Genomic DNA, 19,779 nt, shown 5'->3' with positions numbered 1-19,779 from the left:
GGATTTAATCTCCCCTTTATTTTTTGCCAGTTAGTTTCGCCGGGTACCTCTTTTTACGGTTTGCGTGGGCCTGCAAAATGGTGAAGGGAGGTTTGTTGCTGTTGGGATTGCTTTATCTGTTTCTTCAAGTGCCTGGGAATTTTATTGGGGGCGTTGGTGGCACACTCCATCAAGTTGAAAGTTTATAATCTGCTGGAGCGCAGCAGTGCTGGTAACCGGCTTGCCAAGCAGATTGATGCTATTCTCATCATCTTTATTGTTGTGAATGTGGGACTTGCAGTCCTTGAGACGGAGCCAAGCATCGGAGAAGTGTATGTCTGGCAGATTTTTCTGCTGGATTTCATTGCTGGCTCAATCTTTGCCGTTGAATACCTGTTGCGGCTTTGGGTTTCAGACCTGCATCCTCCTTTGAGGAAATATGGTCCGTTCAAAGCGCGTGCTGTTTATGCGATGCAGCCGCTCTCGCTGGTTGATTTTGTGGCTGTTCTGCCTTTCTGGCTTTCGCTGTTCTTCGCCAGTATCAGTTGGAAATCGCTTGTTATTTTGCGTCTGTTGCGATTCCTGAAGATCGCGCGATACTCACCTGCTGTACGCTCTCTTATTTCTGCAGTTGTTGCTGAGCAGAGGGCGATTGTTGGCAGTCTGGTGCTGATTTTCGGGGTTGCTCTCGTGTCTGCAACGCTGCTTTACAGTGTTGAGCATGCCGCGCAGCCGGAGCATTTTGGTACTATTCCGAGTGCATTGTGGTGGGCGTTTTCAACTCTCACTACGGTTGGTTATGGTGACGTTGTGCCTGTCACAGCGATGGGTAAAACCATTGCCAGTCTGGTGATGTTGATGGGGTACTGCCTGTTTGCGCTGCCAGTTGGAATTGTTGGCACTGCGTTTGCGCGTGAGATCCATAGCAGAGATTTTGTGATCACCTGGGGTATGGTGGCCACCATACCGCTGTTTGAGCGCCTGTCTGCGATTGAGATCGCTGCAGTGACGGAGCTTTTACATTCGCACAGTGTGCCTGCTGGACAAACCATTTGTGAGAAGGGCGAGGATGGAGACAGCCTTTACCTGATTGCATCTGGTGAAGTGGAAGAAGTGTTTTCTGACCACCGTATTTTACATGGTGAGGGTGAGCATTTTGGCGAGGCATCGTTGTTTGCTCACCGCAAGCGAACGGCCAGCGCTGTTGCGCGAACACCCGTTCAGCTCATGGTCCTCAAGATGGAAGACCTGCGCCGCTTCATGGACCGTAAACCGGCTATAGCAAAGAAGATTATTGATGAAGCCATTGATGAGCGGAAGAGCCATCATACGGATGTGGAGTTCACTTCGTAATCTGGCCTTGGATGTACGGTGCGAGCACTTCGATTTTGTCCGTCCAGATGTATCCGTCGAAACTATCTGGCACCGCAGCAAGTTGTTCCGGTGTGTCTATGCCGCCACCGACCCCCTGTAATGTGAATGGGCCGGATGCGATGACCTCGCTGCCATATTCTTTGAGCCTTTGCTGGAACTTATGCGGCCAGCCCCATACAGCCCATGTGTAATTTGAGGGAACGCCGATGACCGTGCCTCTACACTCTTGCGGGACGTAACCACTCCAGCCGAGAGCAATGTATGCTTTTAAGCAGGCTTTGGTTTGGCGTTTGTCGAAGCCTACGATTTCCTCCGCGCTGTCTGCAATGCTCCAGGTGGGGGCGGATGCCCCATAGACGCCCCAGACTTGCGCTTTCCACTCAGGGTGCTTGTCAAGCTTCTCCTGCAGGAGTTCTGCCGAGAGCAGTTCTTTCTCCTTGAAGTTGATCAGGAATTTCTTGCCGGGAAGAGCACGGAAAACCTCTTCAAGTTCTGGCATTGCACCTATGCCGGTTCCTCTTAGAGGGTAGGTTTCTCCGCCATCTGCGGTGTAGCCATAGGCGATGTCCAGTGCTTTGAGTTTTGCAAGTGAATGAGATCTGGTGATGCCCAGTCCATTGGTGCGGCAATCCAGTGTCCAGTCATGAAAGACGGCAAGTTTGTTATCTGCGGTTGGATGTACATCCAGCTCGACAATATCTGCGCCAGCTTCAAATGCAGCCCGCATGGAGGCAATTGTGTTTTCCAAAAAGGAATGGGTAGGCGTGTTAATGCGCTCTGCTGTGCAAGTTTGGTTGGTCAACTCGTTGCGATGATAGGTCTGGTGGACGCCGCGATGAGCAATGAATCTGGGTTTGCCGGATGGAGTTTGGCTTGAAAGCCATGAAGCGTTGTAGAGATAGACCCCAGCAAATGCGAGGAGGAGCAGCAGAACAATCTTTTTAAACATAAGAGGCGCCGGATTGGAAACAGTGACCGTCCGCCTAGGTTGAAAGCGTAATGTGTTCTCACTTAGGCGTTGTTTTGGCGTACTCAAGATTTCGGCAGCGAGGGGCCGGTGAAGTCATGGGGAGCTTTGCGGCAATCAGGCAGATGCATGTCGAGATCTGGCAGGGAGCGTCAGAGCGGCTGTTCCGCTCCCTGTGAGCCTTATTGGTCTGAAGCGCAGCTTAGGGTCACTTGCTTATCTGCGGGGGAGTAGAAGTAGTTGCAGTGTTCGAAAAACAGCTGACCGCTGTTAAATAGCATCGGGCTAACATCCTGATGCCCTAAGGACCATCTGGCTGAGTGGCCGAGAGCCTGATTGCTCCCATAGCTTAGTGTCACCAGCGGTTCTTTGCTTTGCTTATTTACGTAAAGCTGCATCTCATAGTCTGACGTTTCAATCTGTCCGCTGTTAGGGCTGGTAGTGCAACACGGAGGCGTGGTCTTAGCTACTGAGACTATTCCATATGAAATACCAGTATCGGGGAGAACGCGGGTTGGTTGGGGACCGGTTGGCGGATAAACGACCTCGCCATTGGATTTGCTTGTGATTGCAAAGGGGAGGATAGGTGCGACCAAAGCCGTTGGATTTGTTGGTGATGCCGATAATGGAAGCGTAAGCGTTTTGCCCAGATTGGGGAGCGGGTTTTGAGTGGATGCCAGATAGACATCTATGCTGCTGTTGTTTGAGTACGTGCTTGTGAGGGCATAATTCTGGTTCTCGAAAGGGACGCCGTTGTCGTCTACCAGGTTAAGGAATGGATTTGTGGGATTGGCTTGATCTGCATCCACCTGGGAAATGCCATGGGGACTGTCAAAACCAACTCCCATCATGAAAACCTTAGGGTTGTGGTTACAGGTGGGGGCAGGTGTCTTTGAGCAGGTGGGCTTGTTCTTACTGTTTGGGCAATGCTGTACGGCGGCAAAGACCGGAAAGTTTTTGAGGTGTTTTGTAAGAGCCTTACCGGGCGTGCCAAACGAGAGATCACGATTGATTATGTATCCAGCATAGGTGTTCCCTGAGCTGGAGTAGGACAGGGTTGAGCAGGTGGAGCTGGCCAGCTCTTCAGCTGTGGGAATAAAAAAGCCAGCGGAGCCAACGATGCCGGTTGATCCTGTATCCATCACAAAGATCGAGTTCTTTTCTTCTCCTGATGGGGCTGTTGTTTGTATTTCCAGCTGGAAATACGGGCCAATTTTCTTGGCGGTTATGGCGTCATTATCCTGAGCTTGAGCAAAGTTTGCCAATCCCGCGCCGAGCAGTAACAGTAAGAGTTGTGGTTTCATCGACTGGATCCTTTTTGATTACGGTAGGGCCGTATTCGTGAAGGATGCATTGTTCGGTACTCCCTTGATTTAAAGGGAGTAGCAGACTTTCAATCGGTTTGCCCGACTGGCCTACGCAATTGTTTCGCCCACAAAAAAGGGTGCCTGGAGGCACCCTTTTCATAAATCAGCGCTTTGGCAGAACTTACGCAGCCGCCATAGCTTTCTGAAGGTTTTCGTCGACTTTGTCGAGGAAGCCAGTGGTGGTGAGCCACTTCTGTTCTGGACCTACGAGAAGAGCCAGATCTTTGGTCATGTGACCGCTTTCAACTGTATCGATACAGACCTGCTCAAGAGTTTCAGCAAACTTCTTCAGCTCAGCATTGTCGTCGAGTTTCGCGCGGTGCGCAAGGCCACGGGTCCATGCAAAGATAGATGCGATAGAGTTTGTGGAAGTGTCTTCACCTTTTTCATGCTGACGGAAGTGACGGGTCACTGTGCCGTGTGCAGCTTCTGCTTCAACGGTTTTGCCGTCTGGTGACATGAGAACGGAAGTCATCAGGCCAAGGGAACCGAAGCCCTGTGCAACGGTGTCGGACTGAACGTCGCCGTCGTAGTTCTTACAAGCCCAAACGTAACCACCGGACCACTTCATGGATGCAGCAACCATGTCATCGATGAGACGGTGCTCGTACCAGATTTTTTCTGCTTCGTACTTCTCTTTGAACTCAGCGTCATAGATTTCTTGGAAGATGTCTTTGAAGCGACCATCGTATACTTTGAGGATGGTGTTCTTGGTGGACAGGTAGCAAGGTACCTTACGGCCAAGAGCATAGTTCATGGAAGCACGGGCGAAGTCGCGGATGGAATCATCTAGGTTGTACATCGCCATTGCGATACCCGCTGAAGGAGCATCGAATACTTCGTGTTCAATCTCAGCGCCGTCGTCACCAACGAATTTGATGGACAGCTTGCCTTTGCCAGGGAATTTGAAGTCAGTCGCGCGGTACTGATCACCATATGCGTGACGGCCAACGATGATTGGCTGTGTCCAGCCTGGAACCAGACGTGGAACGTTAGACATGATGATTGGCTCGCGGAAGATAACGCCACCCAGGATGTTACGGATGGTGCCGTTTGGAGAGCGGTACATACGCTTCAGGTCGAATTCTTCAACGCGTGCTTCATCTGGAGTGATGGTTGCACACTTAACGCCAACGCCGTGTTCTTTGATTGCGTTTGCAGCATCAACGGTGATCTGATCGTCTGTTGCGTCGCGGGACTCAATGCCGAGGTCGTAGTACTTCAGATCGATGTCCAGGTAAGGATGGATCAGCTTGTCCTTGATGAACTGCCAAATGATGCGAGTCATCTCATCGCCGTCGAGCTCGACGACTGGATTTGCTACCTTGATCTTCGCCATATTAGTAGACCTCGTGTTTTTAGGTACATGAAAATGGAGCCTGAAGCGGCTCGAATTGCCATGTGTATACACATGTGCGCAATTTAATGCCAGTGGAAATGCTAGCTCGGTTGGCTTGTAATACCAAATTCGTATGCTGCACAGAAGTGGTGTTTGCTAACAAACTGCAATTTCAACTGTAATTGCTCTCATGCATGGTGTGAGATGCTGTCCATAATCTTGCTGTACCTTTCTCCTTTCCGAGTGGATTGTCGAACATTCTGCTTAGGGCGCAAAAACTGATTACTCCGCAATCCCAAGATGTTATCCACTATGAGTTGCAATTGTGCAGTTTGTTCTTAACTCTCAAAACATATCCAATTACTCTGGCGACCTGATGGCGTCATAATTGGGACGCGAGCATTTTGTAGAGCGCGCAGGAGTCGGTTGCTGCGTTCTTTGACTTAGGAGTAAGGGAAGATGCGGATTGTTGTAACCGGTATGGGGGTTGTTTCGCCCCTAGGTGTTGGGATCAACCCGTTTTGGAAGAGACTGGTAGCTTCTGAAAGTGGTATTCGCGCTCTTACCAGATTTGATGGAAGCGAGCATGCTTGTCAGGTGGCAGGACAGGTTCCAACCATCGACGAAGATGAATTTGGCTTTGATGCCAGTGTTGCTATTCCTTTTAAAGACCAGAAGAAGATGGATTTGTTTATCCATTATGCTCTGGTTGCAGCCAAAGAAGCCGTTGAGCAAGCTGGCTGGCGTCCTGAAACGGACGAAGAGAAGGAGAGTACCGCGACGATCATTGCATCCGGAGTTGGTGGCTTTCCAGCGATGACCGGAGCTACACGCACCGTTGAGACCAAAGGTCCGCGGCGTTTGTCGCCGTTTATTGTGCCGAGCTTTCTTGCAAACCTTGCAGCGGGTCAGGTTTCTATTGCCAATGGGTTTAAGGGCCCGTTGGGAACGCCTGTGACCGCATGTGCTGCCAGTGTGCAGGCCATTGGTGATGCGGTACGCATGATCAAGAGCGGTGAAGCAATCGTCGCCCTTGCTGGCGGTGCTGAGGCTTGCATTGACGCTGTCTCGTTTGCCGGCTTTTCTGCTGCCCGTGCGCTGTCGAGCGGGTTTAATGATGAGCCTAGCAAAGCCTCTCGTCCTTTTGATAAAAACCGTGATGGATTTGTCATGGGTGAGGGGGCTGCGATGTTGGTGATTGAGACGCTTGAGCATGCCCTGGCTCGCGGTGCGACGCCGCTTGCTGAGATCCTGGGGTATGGCACGTCAGCTGATGCCCACCACGTGACGGCTTCTCCTCCGGATGGTGCAGGTGGGCAAGCTGCGATGCGTAAAGCCTTGAAGCAGGCAGGGATTAATCCTGACGACATTGATTATATCAATGCCCACAGTACATCCACACCAGTTGGGGACGCAGCAGAGATTGCAGGCATTCAGGCTGTGTTTGGAGATCGTGGGAAGGATCTGGCTGTTTCTTCAACCAAATCGGCGACGGGGCACCTTTTGGGGGCTGCCGGTGCTCTTGAGGCAATCGCTTCTATTATGGCACTGCGGGAAGGCGTGCTTCCTCCGACACTGAACCTGGAAGAGCCTGATGATGAGGCTTCCCAGTTTGATCTGGTGGCGAATGCATCCAAAGAGAAAGACCTGAAATACGTCATGTCCAATGGCTTTGGTTTTGGCGGGGTGAATGCCTCTGTGATCTTTGGTATGCCGAGCTGACAGCTAGCGACAACATAGTTTTGGAAAAGGCTCAGGGGTCCTCTGAGCCTTTTCTTTTTGCCACATTGTTCTTTTAGCTGCACCTTACTGACTTAATTCAACTCACGTTTCTTGCAGTTTTCGTTGATTGATTTAGGCGTTGCTTATATACGCAGGCTTGTTTGAAGGTCCTGTTCATCCTTCGCGGATAAGATTTTAGTTCCTGCTCATTTTGAAAGTTTGATTGATGCTCAACCGTTTGAACAACAAGCACTATGCTTTGATCACCGTTTTGTTGCTGATCGCGACTGCCGCTATCCTTCTTGCTATGGGGCGGGAACCAATCTGCAAATGTGGGGTGATCAAACTTTGGGCGGGCAATGCCAACAGTGCTGATAGTAGCCAGCATATATCTGATTGGTACACGCCGTCTCACATTATCCACGGCATGCTGTTTTATGCTTTGTTCTGGTGGATGGGCCGTCTCTTTACGGGTGGGGCAGGCTGGCCAATGGGCTTCCGGTTGGTTCTGTCGGTTATTGTTGAGGCGACATGGGAGCTTGTCGAAAACTCCAGCTACATTATCAATCGTTACCGCGAAGCGACCATCGCCCTAGATTACTTTGGTGACAGTGTTCTGAATTCCGTTTTTGATATTATCTGGATGATGTTCGGGTTCTGGCTTGCTGCACGGTTGCCGGTCTGGCTGACTGTTGTGCTCATTCTTGCCATGGAACTGATTGTTGGAGCGATCATCAGGGACAACCTCACACTCAATGTGATCATGCTGGTTTATCCGTTGGATGCCATCAAAGAATGGCAGATGCAGGCCTATTGATTACAAAATTGTGCCGCGCTCATTTTAGATTGCGCGGCACGCTGTTTTTTGAATTCAATCTTCCGATCAAGTTCTCATTTGAAGCGCATTATGCTTTCTTATGCGCGGCCAGCGCGATGGCCACATAACTCCAGCCGTTGAACATGATGGAAATGCCAGCCACAAGGCCCAGAGCCCAACCGGTTGAAGCAGGGAAGTCGAGCAGGATCATCAAGCCAGCTGCGATTGCTATGACGCCAGAGGCCAGAATCCAGCCCCAACTGGTGTGAGGTCGTAAACGGAATGAGAACAGCGCCTGTGCAATGCCTTGCGCTATGAAGACAGCAGAGAGCACGAGTGTCAGCGCTTCTGTGCCGGCGACAGGGTTATAATAGATTGCTACCCCACCAACCAGCGCGATGATGCCGACCAGTGATTGCCCGAGGAAGCCTCCCCATTCTTTTACCTGCATGGCGTGCCAAAGTTGAAGAACCCCGACGACTATCAGAACCAATCCAATAACCAGTGCTACTGCGATGGAGGACGCGTATGGTATGACCAACACAATCGTACCACCAATCACCATCAGTACTCCGAGCACCAGAAACTTCAACCAGTTGTCACGCACTAACTGCGTGAGGTCCGGGACATTTGGAGGCGGGGTGCCACCTGCGTTGGGTTCTTGTCCAGACATTGTCGTCGGGGTCTCCTTCGTAGAGGGTCATGCCATTCAGAGGCTGCATTGAAATGGCTAACACTCTAGGTAACAGCAAAACACAGCTTTACTCTTGATTGAATTCGCCGAATTTTACCCTCTTTACGTGATTGGTCAGAGTTCCTACGCCATATCATGTGACTGAGGTGCAGGTGGTGACTTGTCGCCGAGGGAAAACAGCAGGCTTATTCTGATAGGAATTTGCGTTTGCTGAGACGGCTGGGAGGCAAAACGGCTCTGGTAATTTCCGGTGTGATCGGCTAGAGGATCCGCATGTCTGAAAGCACTCCTGAAACAAACAATGCCATTCCTCCTGTTGTCGTTCTTTGTGAACCTCAACTTGGCGAAAACATCGGTATGGTTGCTCGTGCTATGGCCAATTTTGGTCTGCACGACCTGCGCCTGATCAACCCACGCGACGGTTGGCCGAGTGAGAAAGCACGCTCAGCTTCCAGCCGGGCACATCATGTTATTGATGCAGCACGGGTTTTCGACAGTGTTGAAGAAGCTGTTGCCGATCTGAAACTCGTTTTTGCAACGACCGCACGAAGCCGTGACATTCCAAAACCTGTTGTTGGACCTGATGAGGCCGCGACTGAGAGTGTTGCCCAGGGCGTACGCGGGATCCCGTCCGGTTATATGTTTGGCCGCGAACGCTGGGGCCTGAACAATGACGAGGTGGCGCTTGCAAATAAGATTGTGACCCTTCCGGTTGATCCAACCTACGCGTCCTTGAATATTGCCCAAGCTGTTCTGGTATGTGCCTATGAATGGCGCCGTGTGGCGACTGCTGGTGCACTGCCTTTCTCCTTGGACGATTATGATGGAGAGCTTGCAACACAAGAGTCCATTCAACGGATGTTTGAGCATCTGGAAGCAGGGCTGGATTCTCGCGGGTTCTTTCGTCCTATTGAAAAGAAGCCAGTAACAATTCGTAGGCTGCGCAACATCTTTCAGAAAGCAGATCTCACCGAAAATGAAGTGCGTATCATGCGTGGTGTGATTTCCTGCTTTGAGAAGTATGGCGTGAAGGACAAAGATTGATGCTGACCGGCTCCCCAGTCGTTCCATTTCAGCAAATGCATATGCGGGCGGATACGTCTGGTCGTGTGTTGGTGTTGGATAGTGGTATCGGGGGGCTGTCGGTGCAGCGTGAGATCAAGCGAATGCTTCCTGATGCTGCATTGTTGTATCTGGCAGATCGTGCTGCTTTCCCTTATGGCGACTGGGATGCGGCGGCACTGCGTGAGCACATATGCGCATTGGTGCAGACTGTCAGTGAGGCGTGGCAACCGAGCGCGGTTGTGGTGGCTTGCAATACGGCCTCGACGCTTGTGCTCAAGAGCTTACGAGAGATGTTGAGCGTTCCTGTGGTTGGGACAGTTCCAGCTATAAAGCCGGCTGCCGAGCAAACACGAAGCGGCGTTTTTGCAGTGCTTGCAACGCCGGGGACTGTGAAGCGCGACTACACGCAGGATCTGATCATCGAGTTTGCGGCTGAGCACCATATTGCACTTGTTGGGGCGACTGGTCTTGCTGCACTTGCAGAAGACAAGCTGGCAGGCCGCGCAGTTGACCTTGATCGCTTGCGGCAGGAAATTGAGCCTTGCTTTGTCAAGAAAGACGGCCAACGCACCGACTGCGTTGTGCTTGGATGCACTCACTATCCTTTTTTGCAGGAAGAGATGGAGCTGGTGGCTCCCTGGCCCGTCACGTGGATTGATCCGGCGCCCGCAATTGCCAGACGGCTGGTTCAGGTAGTGGGGTCGAAATCTGTGGCGACTGGGTGCGAGGATCTGTTTTTCCTGACCAACTGAGGTTCTCTCTTGTAAGCGTATAGGTTGCTGGAGTGTTGCCTGCCTTGGCTCAAATCCTCTCTTATTTAATTGGTTGTTCTAGGCGGATCTTGAATTTGTTTTGATAACCAGTCGGCACCTGCGGATTTGCTGGAGTCGAAGCCTTGGATATCATCAATACTGTTGTCGATTACACCAATACCATCCTTTGGAATTACGTTCTGCTTTATGGCTTGCTTGCCGTTGGTGTGTTTTTCACGTTTCGATTAGGCTTTATCCAGTTTCGTTATTTTGGGCAGTGTTTCAGCGTTCTTCTCAAATCGAGGCATGAAGATCGCAACGGGATTAGCCCGTTTCAGGCTTTGTGTACCAGTCTGGCGTCCCGTGTTGGCACCGGCAACATCGCAGGGGTTGCTGTTGCGTTGACGCTGGGCGGGCCGGGGGCGATCTTCTGGATGTGGATGGTTGCTTTGGTTGGTATGGCGACAGCTTATGCAGAAAGCGCGTTGGCCCAGCTGTATAAGGTTGAAGATGACGACGGCCAGTTTCGCGGTGGTCCGGCGGTTTACATGGCCGCTGGTCTTAAAAGCAAATTGCTTGGTCATATCTTTGCAATTGCTTTGATTTTTGCTTTTGGCATCGTGTTTTCCGCCGTGCAGTCCAACTCCATTGCAGATGCTATGAATAGTGCATTTGATATGCCGGAAATCGTCACTGGTGTTGTGCTCGTTTTAGCCGCTGGGCTGGTCATCTTTGGTGGCCTGCGGAAGATCGCGCACTTTGCAGAGGTTGTCGTTCCGTTTATGGCGATTGCTTATGTGGTGATCGCGTTTGGTATTCTGGCTGCAAATTACGAAGAAGTGCCCGGTGTTCTGTGGAGTATCGTCGCGCATGCCTTTGGCCTTGAAGAAGCGGTTGGCGGGATATCTGGTGGTGTGATGGCAGCGCTGCTGAACGGTGTCCGCCGTGGTCTTTACTCCAACGAAGCTGGCATGGGGTCTGCGCCAAACATTGCTGCGTCAGCTGTTCCTGATCCGCATCATCCTGCTTCACAGGGCTTTGTGCAGGCGCTGGGTGTTTTCATTGATACGATCGTGATCTGTACTGCGACCGCATTGATTATCCTGCTTTCCGGCATCTACGACCCAACAACAGGTGTGACGGGTATATCGTTGACACAATCTGCGGCGGAAGCACATGTGGGCGACTTTGGTGTCTACTTCATCGCTGTTGCGATCCTGTTCTTTGCATTCACCTCGATTGTGGCGAATTACTCGTATGCGGAAAATGCCATGATTTATCTGGAGCATGGCTGGAAGCCGGGGCTCACAATCCTTCGTGTTCTTTCGCTGGCAATGGTGTTTTGGGGTACTTTGCAGACAGTCGATACTGTATTCAACGCAGCGGATGCCGCTATGGCTGTGATGGCGACAATCAACCTGATTGCGATTGTGCTTCTGGCGCCAAAGGTGTCCTTGATTACCAAGGATTACATTAAGCAGCTTAAGGAAGGGAAGGAGCCTATGTTTGATATTGCCGAACATCCTGAACTTGCAGATGGTGTTGATGCTACGATCTGGAGCAAAGAGCGTGGCGAAGAAGCGCAAAGGCGCTATTGATAGTGCTCTTATTTCTCAGCTGTTTGCTGTCATATTCCGTTGACTCTTGCGAGCAATTTCAATAGGAATGCGCTGTTCATGGCGGTTCCTATGGAGCCGCTTTGATTTTACGCACCCGTGTGGTTCGGCATGCGCTATTTGCCAGGACCGCTGTCAATCTTTATGAGCCTTGGGTTTGTGAAGGAAAAGGAGGGCGCGTTTCCTTTAAAATTACAGATAAACGCTAAGGAAACTGCGATGTCTAAGCGCCAGAGCGCCAAGTATAAACTAGACCGTCGGATGGGTGAAAACATCTGGGGTCGTCCTAAAAGCCCTGCGAACCGTCGTGAATATGGCCCAGGCCAGCACGGTCAGCGTCGTAAGGGTAAGCTTTCTGACTTTGGTGTGCAGCTGCGCGCTAAACAGAAGCTGAAAGGCTACTACGGCAACATCTCTGAGAAACAGTTCCGTAAGACTTATGATGAAGCTTCCCGTCAGCGCGGTGATACTTCTGAAAACCTTATCGGTCTTCTCGAGTGCCGTCTTGACGCAGTTGTTTACCGCGCAAAATTCGTTCTCACTGTGTTTGCTGCTCGTCAGTTCATCAACCACGGTCATGTGAACGTAAACGGTCGCCGCGTAAACATCGGTTCTTACATGTGTAAGCCTGGTGACGTTATTGAAGTTCGTGAAAAGTCCAAGCAGCTGGCAATCGTACTGGAAGCAGTACAGTCCGCTGAGCGCGACGTTCCTGACTACCTTGACGTTGACACCAACAAGCTGACCGCGACATTTGCTCGTGTTCCTGCTTTTGGCGACGTGCCTTACCCAGTTCAGATGGAACCAAACCTGGTTGTGGAATTCTATTCCCGCTAATAGGTTTGATCCTGAAGGATTTGATTTGGGCTGCCCTTTGGGTGGCCCTTTTCTTTTGGTGGTGCTATTCCTCCCGCAGCATATTGCATTCGCCATTGTATGATTGAGAACGAGTGAAGATAAGATAACGCCATGAGCCAGTTAAGCGCAGAACACGCCACTGATACAGCCGCTGAGGACAAGAGTTTTGATTCACAGTGTCATCCACTTTTCCGTGAGGTGCCAAGTTCGGTTGAGTTCAAAAAACTGCGTAAACGGTTGCTGCGTGAAACTCGTCAGGCAATCTCTGACTATAAGATGGTTCCGGATGGGGCGAGCCCGGAGAAAACCAAATGGCTCATCTGTCTTTCTGGTGGTAAAGACAGCTACACTCTGCTTGCTGTTTTGATGGATCTGAAGTGGCGCGGTCTTCTTCCTGTTGACCTGATCGCCTGCAATCTTGACCAGTCCCAGCCGGATTTCCCGCAACACATCCTGCCCGAGTTCTTTGAGCGCTACCAGATCCCGAACAAGATTGTGCGCGAGAACACCTACGGCATTGTGACCGACAAGCTGCCTGAAACGTCTACTTATTGTTCCCTGTGCTCTCGCCTGCGCCGCGGTATTTTATATCGCACTGCGCGTGAGCTAGGCTGTGAGGCAATTGTGCTGGGGCATCACCGGGACGATGCTTTGGAAACCTTTATGATGAACATGTTCTTTGGTGGTCGTATGGCATCCATGCCGCCAAAGCTGGTGAATGATGAAGGTGACCTGATGGTGCTGCGTCCGCTGATGAACTCCTCTGAAGCGGATATCGAGAAGTTCTCCAAGGCAATGGATTTCCCAATCATTCCTTGCAACCTGTGTGGCTCACAGGATGGCTTGCAGCGTGTTCAGGTGAAGAAGATGTTGCAACAGTGGGAGAAGGAGACGCCAGGCCGGCTGGGCATTATGGCTCGTGCTCTGGCGCATGTGCGTCCATCTCATTTACATGATGCACAGGTGTTTGACTTTGTTGGCCTGCGTCCTAATACGGGTGAGCAGGGAGAGAGTGATCAGGAACCTTGCTCCGCTGCTGCTGCGATGACTGAGAAACTGTTTGGCAATGAGTTTTAGTCATTTGGCTTAACTGCTGTAATTCTAAACCGCTGCATCCTTTGATGGAGCGGTTTTTGCTTTTTTCCGATAGATTGATCAGTTGGATTGGATAGAGACATGACACCACTTCGATTTCGGGCACGCAACACGGCTTTGGTTTTGCAGAACGTCTTTACCGCGCTGATGTTTGTGGTGTTCTCACAGTTGCGAGGGTTTGCAGATCTCTCTCCGTTGCTTGAAGAGGTGTTTGGCATAAGCATCACCACATTCTTTCTGATTGGCATTACCATTGCACTTGGCACTGCTTGCATCTTTCATCTTCCTTCGCTCAATTATACCGAGATTGGAAAAGACGGGATTGTTTATCACCGTGCTCTCATTAAGCGCAGATTGGCCTGGAATGAGATTGAGAGTGTGGATGTAAAGCAACTCAGCTTTATGGGGTTTAAGCTGGCCAAACGCGTTGTGCTCGATTTGAAGGGGAAGCGGAAGTTTCCCTATGCTCAAGCCGTGCGTGGATTGGGCGTTGATGGGGTGTTGCCAGGCACCTACAAGCAATCTCCAGAAGAAATGGCTGAGCAAATCAACCAGTTTCGTTGTCTCAATGGTGTTTGATTTTCAGTGTTCCCGGAGATTCCCTGCAGTATTTTAAATTCTTGTTAGGTAATAAAAATACGTAAATCGCGAGAAATAATTGCAAAAACTACGCGATTTTACCTATTCAATAAAGATTGTATCCAGATCCTGTAACTAAAGTCGAATTAAGACAGAATTTCAGCGATTAAGCTGCGGTTTAACGTGGTGATATTTTTTTAGTTTCTCGATGTGAATTTTCCACGAAAGGCATTGGAGGTAACTATGAATATGGTCATTGATGGCTTGAACGGTATTGGATGGAAAAAGCAGAGAGATACTGCTGATCAATCCTGTCAGTGCGGTTCCTGGAAGTTGCACTGGATCAGGCATTCAAAACGTGACTGGCCATCTACCTGCAGCAATACAGAATGTCATAAAAAACCCACCCAAGGATCACACCTGAGATGGCTGAGCGGAAGTCGCGCTCAGATCGTTCCACTGTGTGATAGCTGTAGCAAGCTGACTGAGCGCTTTAACTTACGAGACGGTGTTATCACCGTGGTGAAGCAGCAGTATGAGTGCAGCTGAGTTCTCACTTCATCCCCCCATAGTACTTACAGGCGTCAGGGCCGTTTAGTAGAGACGGCTTTTGGAACACGGTTATGTGGTTGCACTCGTAACGGGCGAGGCCTTCCTTCGTGGTTGGCGTAATAGCCGCGGCGACTGCACCCATCGTGGTGCCTGTGATTACGCCTAGGAGCAAAACTCTCAGATAAACTTGCATCTCTCATCCCCCGATGAACTGTTGATGAGACTGTTTTAGCAAGGGGAATGTGAGAGAGCTCTGAGAGGTGTGTTCATTCAGCGTTCAGGAAGGTTAAGCGGTCAGGCTACTCCAGTTAACCTCTAAGCACTCTGCCTGCGCTATTGCTTCTGTGAAGTTTTTGAGGGGTAGGGCATCTGCTTTTTGATCGTGGGGAGCAACATGGAGTGTACTCCAACCTGCTTCGCGGGCGGGCTTGATGTCTTTTTCCAGATTATCGCCAATGAACAGAGCTGTTTCCGCGATAAAGTCGTGTTTGTTCTCAAGCTTGCGAAGAAGGGATACGCTTGGTTTGCATTTCGCCGGGAATGTATCACCACTGGCGTACGCAAAGTCGACGTGATCCAGAATTCCAAGTTTGCTCATGACAGCCCATTGGAAATTTGAAGGGCCATTGGTCATGACACAAATCTGGCAGTCAAAGTTTGCCTTCAAAAGTGCGATTGCTTCAAAAATGCCAGAGAAAGGAGTTTGTGCCTCCGCCCACCTCTGGGTGAACGTTGCCAGTGCATGCTCCTGTTCGTCAGCCCGCATGTCTGGGAAACAGGACTGCACAGCCTCCAACCCGGTGTGCTCGCCATTGTGCAGCATGTGGCGTAGCCAAGTGTCGCTGTGCTTGTTGAACTGCTCACCAAAAATCTCAAAGAACATTTTCGGGTAGGATGCTTTGTGATGACAAATTGTGCCATCCAAATCGAAAACAATGGTCTTAAACATATGCTGCCTGCTTTGGAGGAATGCTTGCAGAATAACCTAATGGTTTTGAGTGCCTGACAACAAAAAACGGGCCTCCGTGTGAAGGCCCGTTTTATAAATTTTATGGTCAGCAGAGATTTATGCAGCTGGTGCGATCTCGATGCCTTTTTCTGAGAACAGAGCCTGAAGTTCCTGAGACTGGAACATTTCACGGATAATATCACAGCCACCAACGAACTCGCCTTTGACGTAGAGCTGTGGGATTGTTGGCCACTGGCTATAATCTTTGATGCCCTGACGGAGGCTATCGTCTTCCAGAACGTTATGACCGACGTATTTTACGCCGATGTAATCCAAAATCTGCACAGACTGGCCGGAGAAGCCACACTGTGGGAAGTTTGGAGTGCCTTTCATAAAGAGCACTACATCGTTGTTTTCTACTTCGTTTTTGATCCAGCTTTGGATATCGCTCATGTCGTCGAGTTCCTTTCGCTCGACCGGGGTCAAAGCCCGGTGACCGTGATTGTATATTGTTCGTAGTGCGGCACTCATATGGGAACTTGCAGGGATAATGCAAGAGAAAGGTCGCACTGCCTTAGTTTTGTTATTCCGGAGCAGAGGTCTGCAACGCCAATGCGTGCAAATCGTCGCCCATTTTACCCTTAAGAGCCTGATACACCAACTGGTGCTGCTGTACGCGGGATTTGCCGCGGAAACTCTCCGAGATAACGACAGCGGCGTAATGGTCGCCGTCACCTGCCAGATCTCTGATTTCCACGTGTGCGTCTGGCAAAGCCTCTTTGATAAGGTTTTGTAGTTCGCCTGCGTCCATGGCCATGGGTATGCCTCCTTGCCCGACTGGGTTGCTTCTGTTTGGCTGCTTCCCTCACCCAAATGAGGAGGGAAGCGAATCTTATTTAGAACTCAGTTTAGCAGTTCGGTGGACGAGTATCAGCTCGCCTGCATAAAATGCGGGAACCATCCCTCGAAAGCATTGTTCAGCTCTTCAACTGATGCACTGATTTTCTCACCAAGAACAAGAGTATCACCTCCAGTCTTACCGATTTCTTCCGTGCTGATACCAGCGTCGATCGCATCTTCCAAGAAGGCAGCGAGCTTTTCCTCTGCCACAGTCACAACATAGCGACTTTGATCTTCGCCAAACAGAATGGCATGAGGATGTTCGCCGGTGATTTTTACAGTAGCACCGAGCTTGCCTTTGATGGCCATTTCCGCAAGAGCAACAGCAAGGCCGCCAGACGAGATGTCATGAGCTGCTGTGATACGGCCCGCGGTGATGGCTTCACGTACGAACGTTCCGGTAAGCTTTTCAGCTTCCAAGTCCACTGAAGGAGGGGCACCTTCATCGCTGCCCAGAACTTCCTGCAGGTACTGAGATGAACCGAGGTGCTTGCCTTTGCCACCCAGCACGATGATGGTTTCACCAGTGCTGACAAACGCACTGCCAACGCGCTTGGTCACGTCTTTAAGCAGGCCAACACCGCCGATTGCAGGTGTTGGCAGAATGCCTTCGCCGTAGGTTTCATTGTACAAAGACACGTTACCGGAGACGATCGGAGTTTCCAATACTTCGCACGCTTCACCGATGCCTTTCAAGCAGCCAACGAACTGGCCCATGATCTCAGGCTTTTCGGGATTGCCGAAGTTCAGGTTGTCGGTGATTGCCAGCGGAAGGGACCCAACTGCGGACAGGTTGCGGTAGGTTTCTGCAACTGCCTGCTTGCCGCCTTCATATGGGTTTGCGTAGCAATAGCGCGGGTTCACGTCTACGGAGAATGCCAGACCCTTGTCTGTTCCGTCCACGCGGATTACGCCAGCGTCACCGCCCGGAGTTGCTGCGGAGTTGCCCTGAATGAGGGTGTCGTATTGCTCGTAGACCCAGCGGCGGGAAGACCCGTTAGCGCCACCGATAAGCTTCAGCAGAGCTTCTTTGTAGTCTGCTGGCTCTTCAACATTGGCTGCTGCAATTTCTTCCGGCTCAGGCCACTGTGTCCATGGGCGATCATACTCAGGCGCTTCATCGCCGAGTTCCTTGATTGGTAGATCGGCCATGACTTCACCGTGCTGCTTCACAACAAAGCGCAGGGTATCTGTGGTTACGCCGCAGATTGCGAAGTCCAGTCCCCACTTGGTGAAGATGGCTTCGGCTTCTTTTTCCTTGGATGGCTCTAGAACCATGAGCATGCGCTCCTGGCTTTCAGAGAGCATCATCTCATAGGCACTCATGTTCTCTTCGCGGGCTGGGACTTTGTCGAGATCCAGATCGATGCCGAGGTTACCCTTTGCGCCCATTTCAACGGCTGAACAGGTGAGGCCAGCTGCGCCCATGTCCTGAATGGCGATGACTGCGCCGGTCTTCATCAGTTCAAGGCAGGCTTCCATCAGGCACTTTTCAGTGAATGGATCACCAACCTGAACAGTTGGACGTTTCTCTTCAATGGAATCATCAAACTCAGCGGATGCCATTGTGGCGCCGCCAACACCGTCGCGACCTGTTTTGGCACCGAGGTATACGACCGGGAGGCCAACCCCTTTTGCTTCAGACAGGAAGATCTTGTCAGAATCGGCAAGGCCCGCTGCAAATGCGTTGACCAGACAGTTTCCGTTATAGGATTTGTGGAACTCAACTTCGCCGCCCACTGTCGGGACACCGAAGGAGTTGCCGTATCCACCTACACCGGAGACAACACCGGACACGAGGTGGCGGGTGCGCGGATGATCTGGCTCACCGAAGCGCAGAGCGTTCATGGCTGCGACCGGACGTGCCCCCATGGTGAACACGTCGCGCAGAATACCACCAACGCCAGTTGCTGCGCCCTGATATGGCTCGATGTAAGACGGATGGTTGTGGCTTTCCATCTTAAAGACGACTGCCTGCCCGTCATCGATGTCGACAACGCCTGCATTCTCGCCCGGTCCCTGAATAACACGAGGTCCGGTGGTCGGGAGTGTCTTCAACCATTTCTTGGAGGATTTGTAAGAGCAATGCTCGTTCCACATTGCGGAGAAAATTCCCAGCTCGGTGAAGGTTGGCTCTCTGCCAATCAGCTCCAGGATGCGAGCATATTCATCTTCCTTAAGACCGTGGGCCTCAATGAGTTCGGGGGTGATCTTGACGCTATTTTGGATCATCACACTCAGAAAATTTGGGCGCAGTGCGCCGGGGCCAAATGTCACGGGCTGCTTAACAGGATTCATAGGAAAATGGAAACTGTAGACACCGTTTTTTTGGTTTTTTTGCTGCCAGGGCATGGTTTTTTGCAGCTTAACGTCAAGTCGCTTTGTTGGAAAATAAGCAGGTTGTAATTTCTTGAATTGACTGAAAAAATTTTCACCTCTGATTGGCGATTTTGGGGTTGTCAGAAGGTTATTTCGCCCTGAATTGTGGTGACGGACATGGACTTATTGGGAAGGGCCATTCTGCTCCATGTGCCGTTGCCTTTGGCTGTGTCCCATTTTTGATCACCGCCAAGGATTGCCCAGTTGCCGGAGTAGGTTCCACTCTTAACTGTCGTGATTTCATAACTGAGAGCGAAGGGCGTTCCATTCTTATCTTTTAAACTGCAGACGCCACCGCCTTGGACCTGCATGTTTTTGACGACAGCGCCTCCGAAGCAACTGCCTGATACAAAGTCAAAAGGGTCCTCTGGGTTATCGCTTAAGAAGATATAATCAGCGTTGATGCGCTTAAGATTGAGCTGATCCGTCACAATTGCGTTGTTGTAGAGGCCAAAGGTGGCCAACTGGCCTGTGTGGGAGAAGCTTGCGGCTCGAGCATTAACCTGTGCTGCATTGGCGCTGAGTGTTGTCGCTGCAAACGTGGTGGCGAAAACGGTTCCGAGGACGGCAATTCTTTTCGCGAGGGGGGGCATCACAGATAGTCCTTTGCAGGTTTGCCTGACAACTGGGCCAAGCCTATGCGTTTTCGCGATGCAACCACACCTGCTGATCCCCTTTCAACGACGACCTTTTGAACTGGTTAGGTTTTTGTTTCGCGTTCTGCAACGAGCACGTGTAAAAACTTCATATTTCAGAAATCTTCGTTAACTTACTG

Annotated in this window: 19 protein-coding genes; 9 read left to right on the top strand and 10 right to left on the bottom strand. The window is 50.9% G+C overall.

Annotated features, from left to right (window positions below; all coding sequences use genetic code 11):
• The first annotated feature begins 156 nt into the window (after nt 1-156).
• Nucleotides 157-1,332 carry a cyclic nucleotide-gated ion channel gene (locus tag PsAD5_RS15800; protein WP_063292771.1) on the top strand — a complete coding sequence of 392 codons (1,176 nt, stop codon included), beginning with the start codon at nt 157-159 and terminating at the stop codon, nt 1,330-1,332.
• On the opposite strand, the gene PsAD5_RS15795 is transcribed toward PsAD5_RS15800, so the two are convergent.
• The 3 genes from PsAD5_RS15795 to PsAD5_RS15785 form a co-directional block, all read right to left on the bottom strand.
• Nucleotides 1,322-2,302: a glycerophosphodiester phosphodiesterase family protein gene (locus PsAD5_RS15795; protein ID WP_057462597.1), complete on the bottom strand. Its 981-nt coding sequence runs from the start codon at nt 2,300-2,302 to the stop codon at nt 1,322-1,324. The two genes, PsAD5_RS15800 and PsAD5_RS15795, sit on opposite strands and share 11 nt — an antisense overlap.
• A gap of 200 nt (nt 2,303-2,502) precedes the next feature.
• Nucleotides 2,503-3,624, bottom strand: a complete 1,122-nt coding sequence (locus tag PsAD5_RS15790; protein ID WP_063292770.1) for a hypothetical protein — start codon at nt 3,622-3,624, stop codon at nt 2,503-2,505.
• A gap of 184 nt (nt 3,625-3,808) precedes the next feature.
• The gene (locus PsAD5_RS15785) at nt 3,809-5,026 is read right to left on the bottom strand and encodes an NADP-dependent isocitrate dehydrogenase (protein ID WP_057462595.1); all 1,218 of its coding nucleotides are present in this window, start codon (nt 5,024-5,026) and stop codon (nt 3,809-3,811) included.
• Nucleotides 5,027-5,485: 459 nt separating this feature from the next.
• On the opposite strand from PsAD5_RS15785, the gene fabF reads away from it, so the two are divergent.
• Together fabF and PsAD5_RS15775 are read left to right on the top strand one after the other, a co-directional pair.
• A complete protein-coding gene (gene fabF, locus PsAD5_RS15780) occupies nt 5,486-6,748 on the top strand; it encodes a beta-ketoacyl-ACP synthase II (RefSeq protein WP_063292769.1) in 1,263 nt (420 codons plus the stop codon).
• A 226-nt stretch (nt 6,749-6,974) separates the two neighbouring features.
• Entirely contained in the window at nt 6,975-7,565 is a 591-nt protein-coding gene (locus PsAD5_RS15775; protein WP_063292768.1) for a DUF2585 domain-containing protein, read from the top strand.
• 88 nt (nt 7,566-7,653) lie between these two features.
• On the opposite strand, the gene PsAD5_RS15770 is transcribed toward PsAD5_RS15775, so the two are convergent.
• The gene (locus PsAD5_RS15770; RefSeq protein ID WP_057462592.1) at nt 7,654-8,238 is read right to left on the bottom strand and encodes an HdeD family acid-resistance protein; all 585 of its coding nucleotides are present in this window, start codon (nt 8,236-8,238) and stop codon (nt 7,654-7,656) included.
• 294 nt (nt 8,239-8,532) lie between these two features.
• On the opposite strand from PsAD5_RS15770, the gene PsAD5_RS15765 reads away from it, so the two are divergent.
• The 6 genes from PsAD5_RS15765 (at nt 8,533) to PsAD5_RS15740 (ending at nt 14,224) form a co-directional block, all read left to right on the top strand.
• Nucleotides 8,533-9,303, top strand: a complete 771-nt coding sequence (locus PsAD5_RS15765; RefSeq protein ID WP_063292767.1) for an RNA methyltransferase — start codon at nt 8,533-8,535, stop codon at nt 9,301-9,303.
• Nucleotides 9,303-10,076, top strand: a complete 774-nt coding sequence (gene murI / locus PsAD5_RS15760; RefSeq protein ID WP_063292766.1) for a glutamate racemase — start codon at nt 9,303-9,305, stop codon at nt 10,074-10,076. The genes PsAD5_RS15765 and murI overlap by 1 nt, the downstream gene beginning before the upstream one ends.
• Before the next feature lie 152 nt (nt 10,077-10,228).
• Nucleotides 10,229-11,674: an alanine/glycine:cation symporter family protein gene (locus PsAD5_RS15755; RefSeq protein WP_193757778.1), complete on the top strand. Its 1,446-nt coding sequence runs from the start codon at nt 10,229-10,231 to the stop codon at nt 11,672-11,674.
• Nucleotides 11,675-11,911: 237 nt separating this feature from the next.
• Entirely contained in the window at nt 11,912-12,529 is a 618-nt protein-coding gene (rpsD, locus tag PsAD5_RS15750) for a 30S ribosomal protein S4 (RefSeq protein WP_057462588.1), read from the top strand.
• Between the two features lie 132 nt (nt 12,530-12,661).
• A complete protein-coding gene (ttcA, locus tag PsAD5_RS15745) occupies nt 12,662-13,627 on the top strand; it encodes a tRNA 2-thiocytidine(32) synthetase TtcA (protein WP_063292765.1) in 966 nt (321 codons plus the stop codon).
• 99 nt (nt 13,628-13,726) lie between these two features.
• Entirely contained in the window at nt 13,727-14,224 is a 498-nt protein-coding gene (locus PsAD5_RS15740) for a hypothetical protein (RefSeq protein WP_057462586.1), read from the top strand.
• Between the two features lie 553 nt (nt 14,225-14,777).
• Here the strand turns inward: PsAD5_RS15740 and PsAD5_RS15735 are convergent.
• From PsAD5_RS15735 to PsAD5_RS15710, 6 genes are all read right to left on the bottom strand, one after another.
• Complete coding sequence (locus tag PsAD5_RS15735) at nt 14,778-14,969, bottom strand: hypothetical protein (protein WP_057462584.1); 192 nt, start codon at nt 14,967-14,969, stop codon at nt 14,778-14,780.
• A gap of 93 nt (nt 14,970-15,062) precedes the next feature.
• A complete protein-coding gene (locus PsAD5_RS15730; RefSeq protein WP_063292764.1) occupies nt 15,063-15,725 on the bottom strand; it encodes an HAD family hydrolase in 663 nt (220 codons plus the stop codon).
• A 117-nt stretch (nt 15,726-15,842) separates the two neighbouring features.
• Nucleotides 15,843-16,178 (bottom strand): Grx4 family monothiol glutaredoxin, encoded by a 336-nt coding sequence (gene grxD, locus PsAD5_RS15725; protein ID WP_063292763.1) that lies wholly within the window; start codon nt 16,176-16,178, stop codon nt 15,843-15,845.
• 130 nt (nt 16,179-16,308) lie between these two features.
• A complete protein-coding gene (locus tag PsAD5_RS15720; RefSeq protein WP_057462580.1) occupies nt 16,309-16,542 on the bottom strand; it encodes a BolA family protein in 234 nt (77 codons plus the stop codon).
• A gap of 113 nt (nt 16,543-16,655) precedes the next feature.
• Nucleotides 16,656-18,860: a phosphoribosylformylglycinamidine synthase subunit PurL gene (purL, locus tag PsAD5_RS15715; RefSeq protein WP_063292831.1), complete on the bottom strand. Its 2,205-nt coding sequence runs from the start codon at nt 18,858-18,860 to the stop codon at nt 16,656-16,658.
• 224 nt (nt 18,861-19,084) lie between these two features.
• Nucleotides 19,085-19,597 carry a hypothetical protein gene (locus PsAD5_RS15710; protein WP_063292762.1) on the bottom strand — a complete coding sequence of 171 codons (513 nt, stop codon included), beginning with the start codon at nt 19,595-19,597 and terminating at the stop codon, nt 19,085-19,087.
• Between the last annotated feature and the right edge of the window lie 182 nt (nt 19,598-19,779).

Source organism: Pseudovibrio sp. Ad5 (genome assembly GCF_001623095.1).
Taxonomy (GTDB): Bacteria; Pseudomonadota; Alphaproteobacteria; order Rhizobiales; family Stappiaceae; genus Pseudovibrio.
This window is presented reverse-complemented; position numbering and strand designations above follow the sequence as displayed.

Coding starts and splice junctions, on each gene's coding strand:
- PsAD5_RS15795 (WP_057462597.1), bottom strand. CDS start 2,302: ATGTTTAAAAAGATTGTTCTGCTGCTCCTCCTCGCATTTGCTGGGGTC.
- PsAD5_RS15790 (WP_063292770.1), bottom strand. CDS start 3,624: ATGAAACCACAACTCTTACTGTTACTGCTCGGCGCGGGATTGGCAAAC.
- PsAD5_RS15785 (WP_057462595.1), bottom strand. CDS start 5,026: ATGGCGAAGATCAAGGTAGCAAATCCAGTCGTCGAGCTCGACGGCGAT.
- fabF (WP_063292769.1), top strand. CDS start 5,486: ATGCGGATTGTTGTAACCGGTATGGGGGTTGTTTCGCCCCTAGGTGTT.
- PsAD5_RS15775 (WP_063292768.1), top strand. CDS start 6,975: ATGCTCAACCGTTTGAACAACAAGCACTATGCTTTGATCACCGTTTTG.
- PsAD5_RS15770 (WP_057462592.1), bottom strand. CDS start 8,238: ATGTCTGGACAAGAACCCAACGCAGGTGGCACCCCGCCTCCAAATGTC.
- PsAD5_RS15765 (WP_063292767.1), top strand. CDS start 8,533: ATGTCTGAAAGCACTCCTGAAACAAACAATGCCATTCCTCCTGTTGTC.
- murI (WP_063292766.1), top strand. CDS start 9,303: ATGCTGACCGGCTCCCCAGTCGTTCCATTTCAGCAAATGCATATGCGG.
- rpsD (WP_057462588.1), top strand. CDS start 11,912: ATGTCTAAGCGCCAGAGCGCCAAGTATAAACTAGACCGTCGGATGGGT.
- ttcA (WP_063292765.1), top strand. CDS start 12,662: ATGAGCCAGTTAAGCGCAGAACACGCCACTGATACAGCCGCTGAGGAC.
- PsAD5_RS15740 (WP_057462586.1), top strand. CDS start 13,727: ATGACACCACTTCGATTTCGGGCACGCAACACGGCTTTGGTTTTGCAG.
- PsAD5_RS15735 (WP_057462584.1), bottom strand. CDS start 14,969: ATGCAAGTTTATCTGAGAGTTTTGCTCCTAGGCGTAATCACAGGCACC.
- PsAD5_RS15730 (WP_063292764.1), bottom strand. CDS start 15,725: ATGTTTAAGACCATTGTTTTCGATTTGGATGGCACAATTTGTCATCAC.
- grxD (WP_063292763.1), bottom strand. CDS start 16,178: ATGAGCGATATCCAAAGCTGGATCAAAAACGAAGTAGAAAACAACGAT.
- PsAD5_RS15720 (WP_057462580.1), bottom strand. CDS start 16,542: ATGGCCATGGACGCAGGCGAACTACAAAACCTTATCAAAGAGGCTTTG.
- PsAD5_RS15710 (WP_063292762.1), bottom strand. CDS start 19,597: ATGCCCCCCCTCGCGAAAAGAATTGCCGTCCTCGGAACCGTTTTCGCC.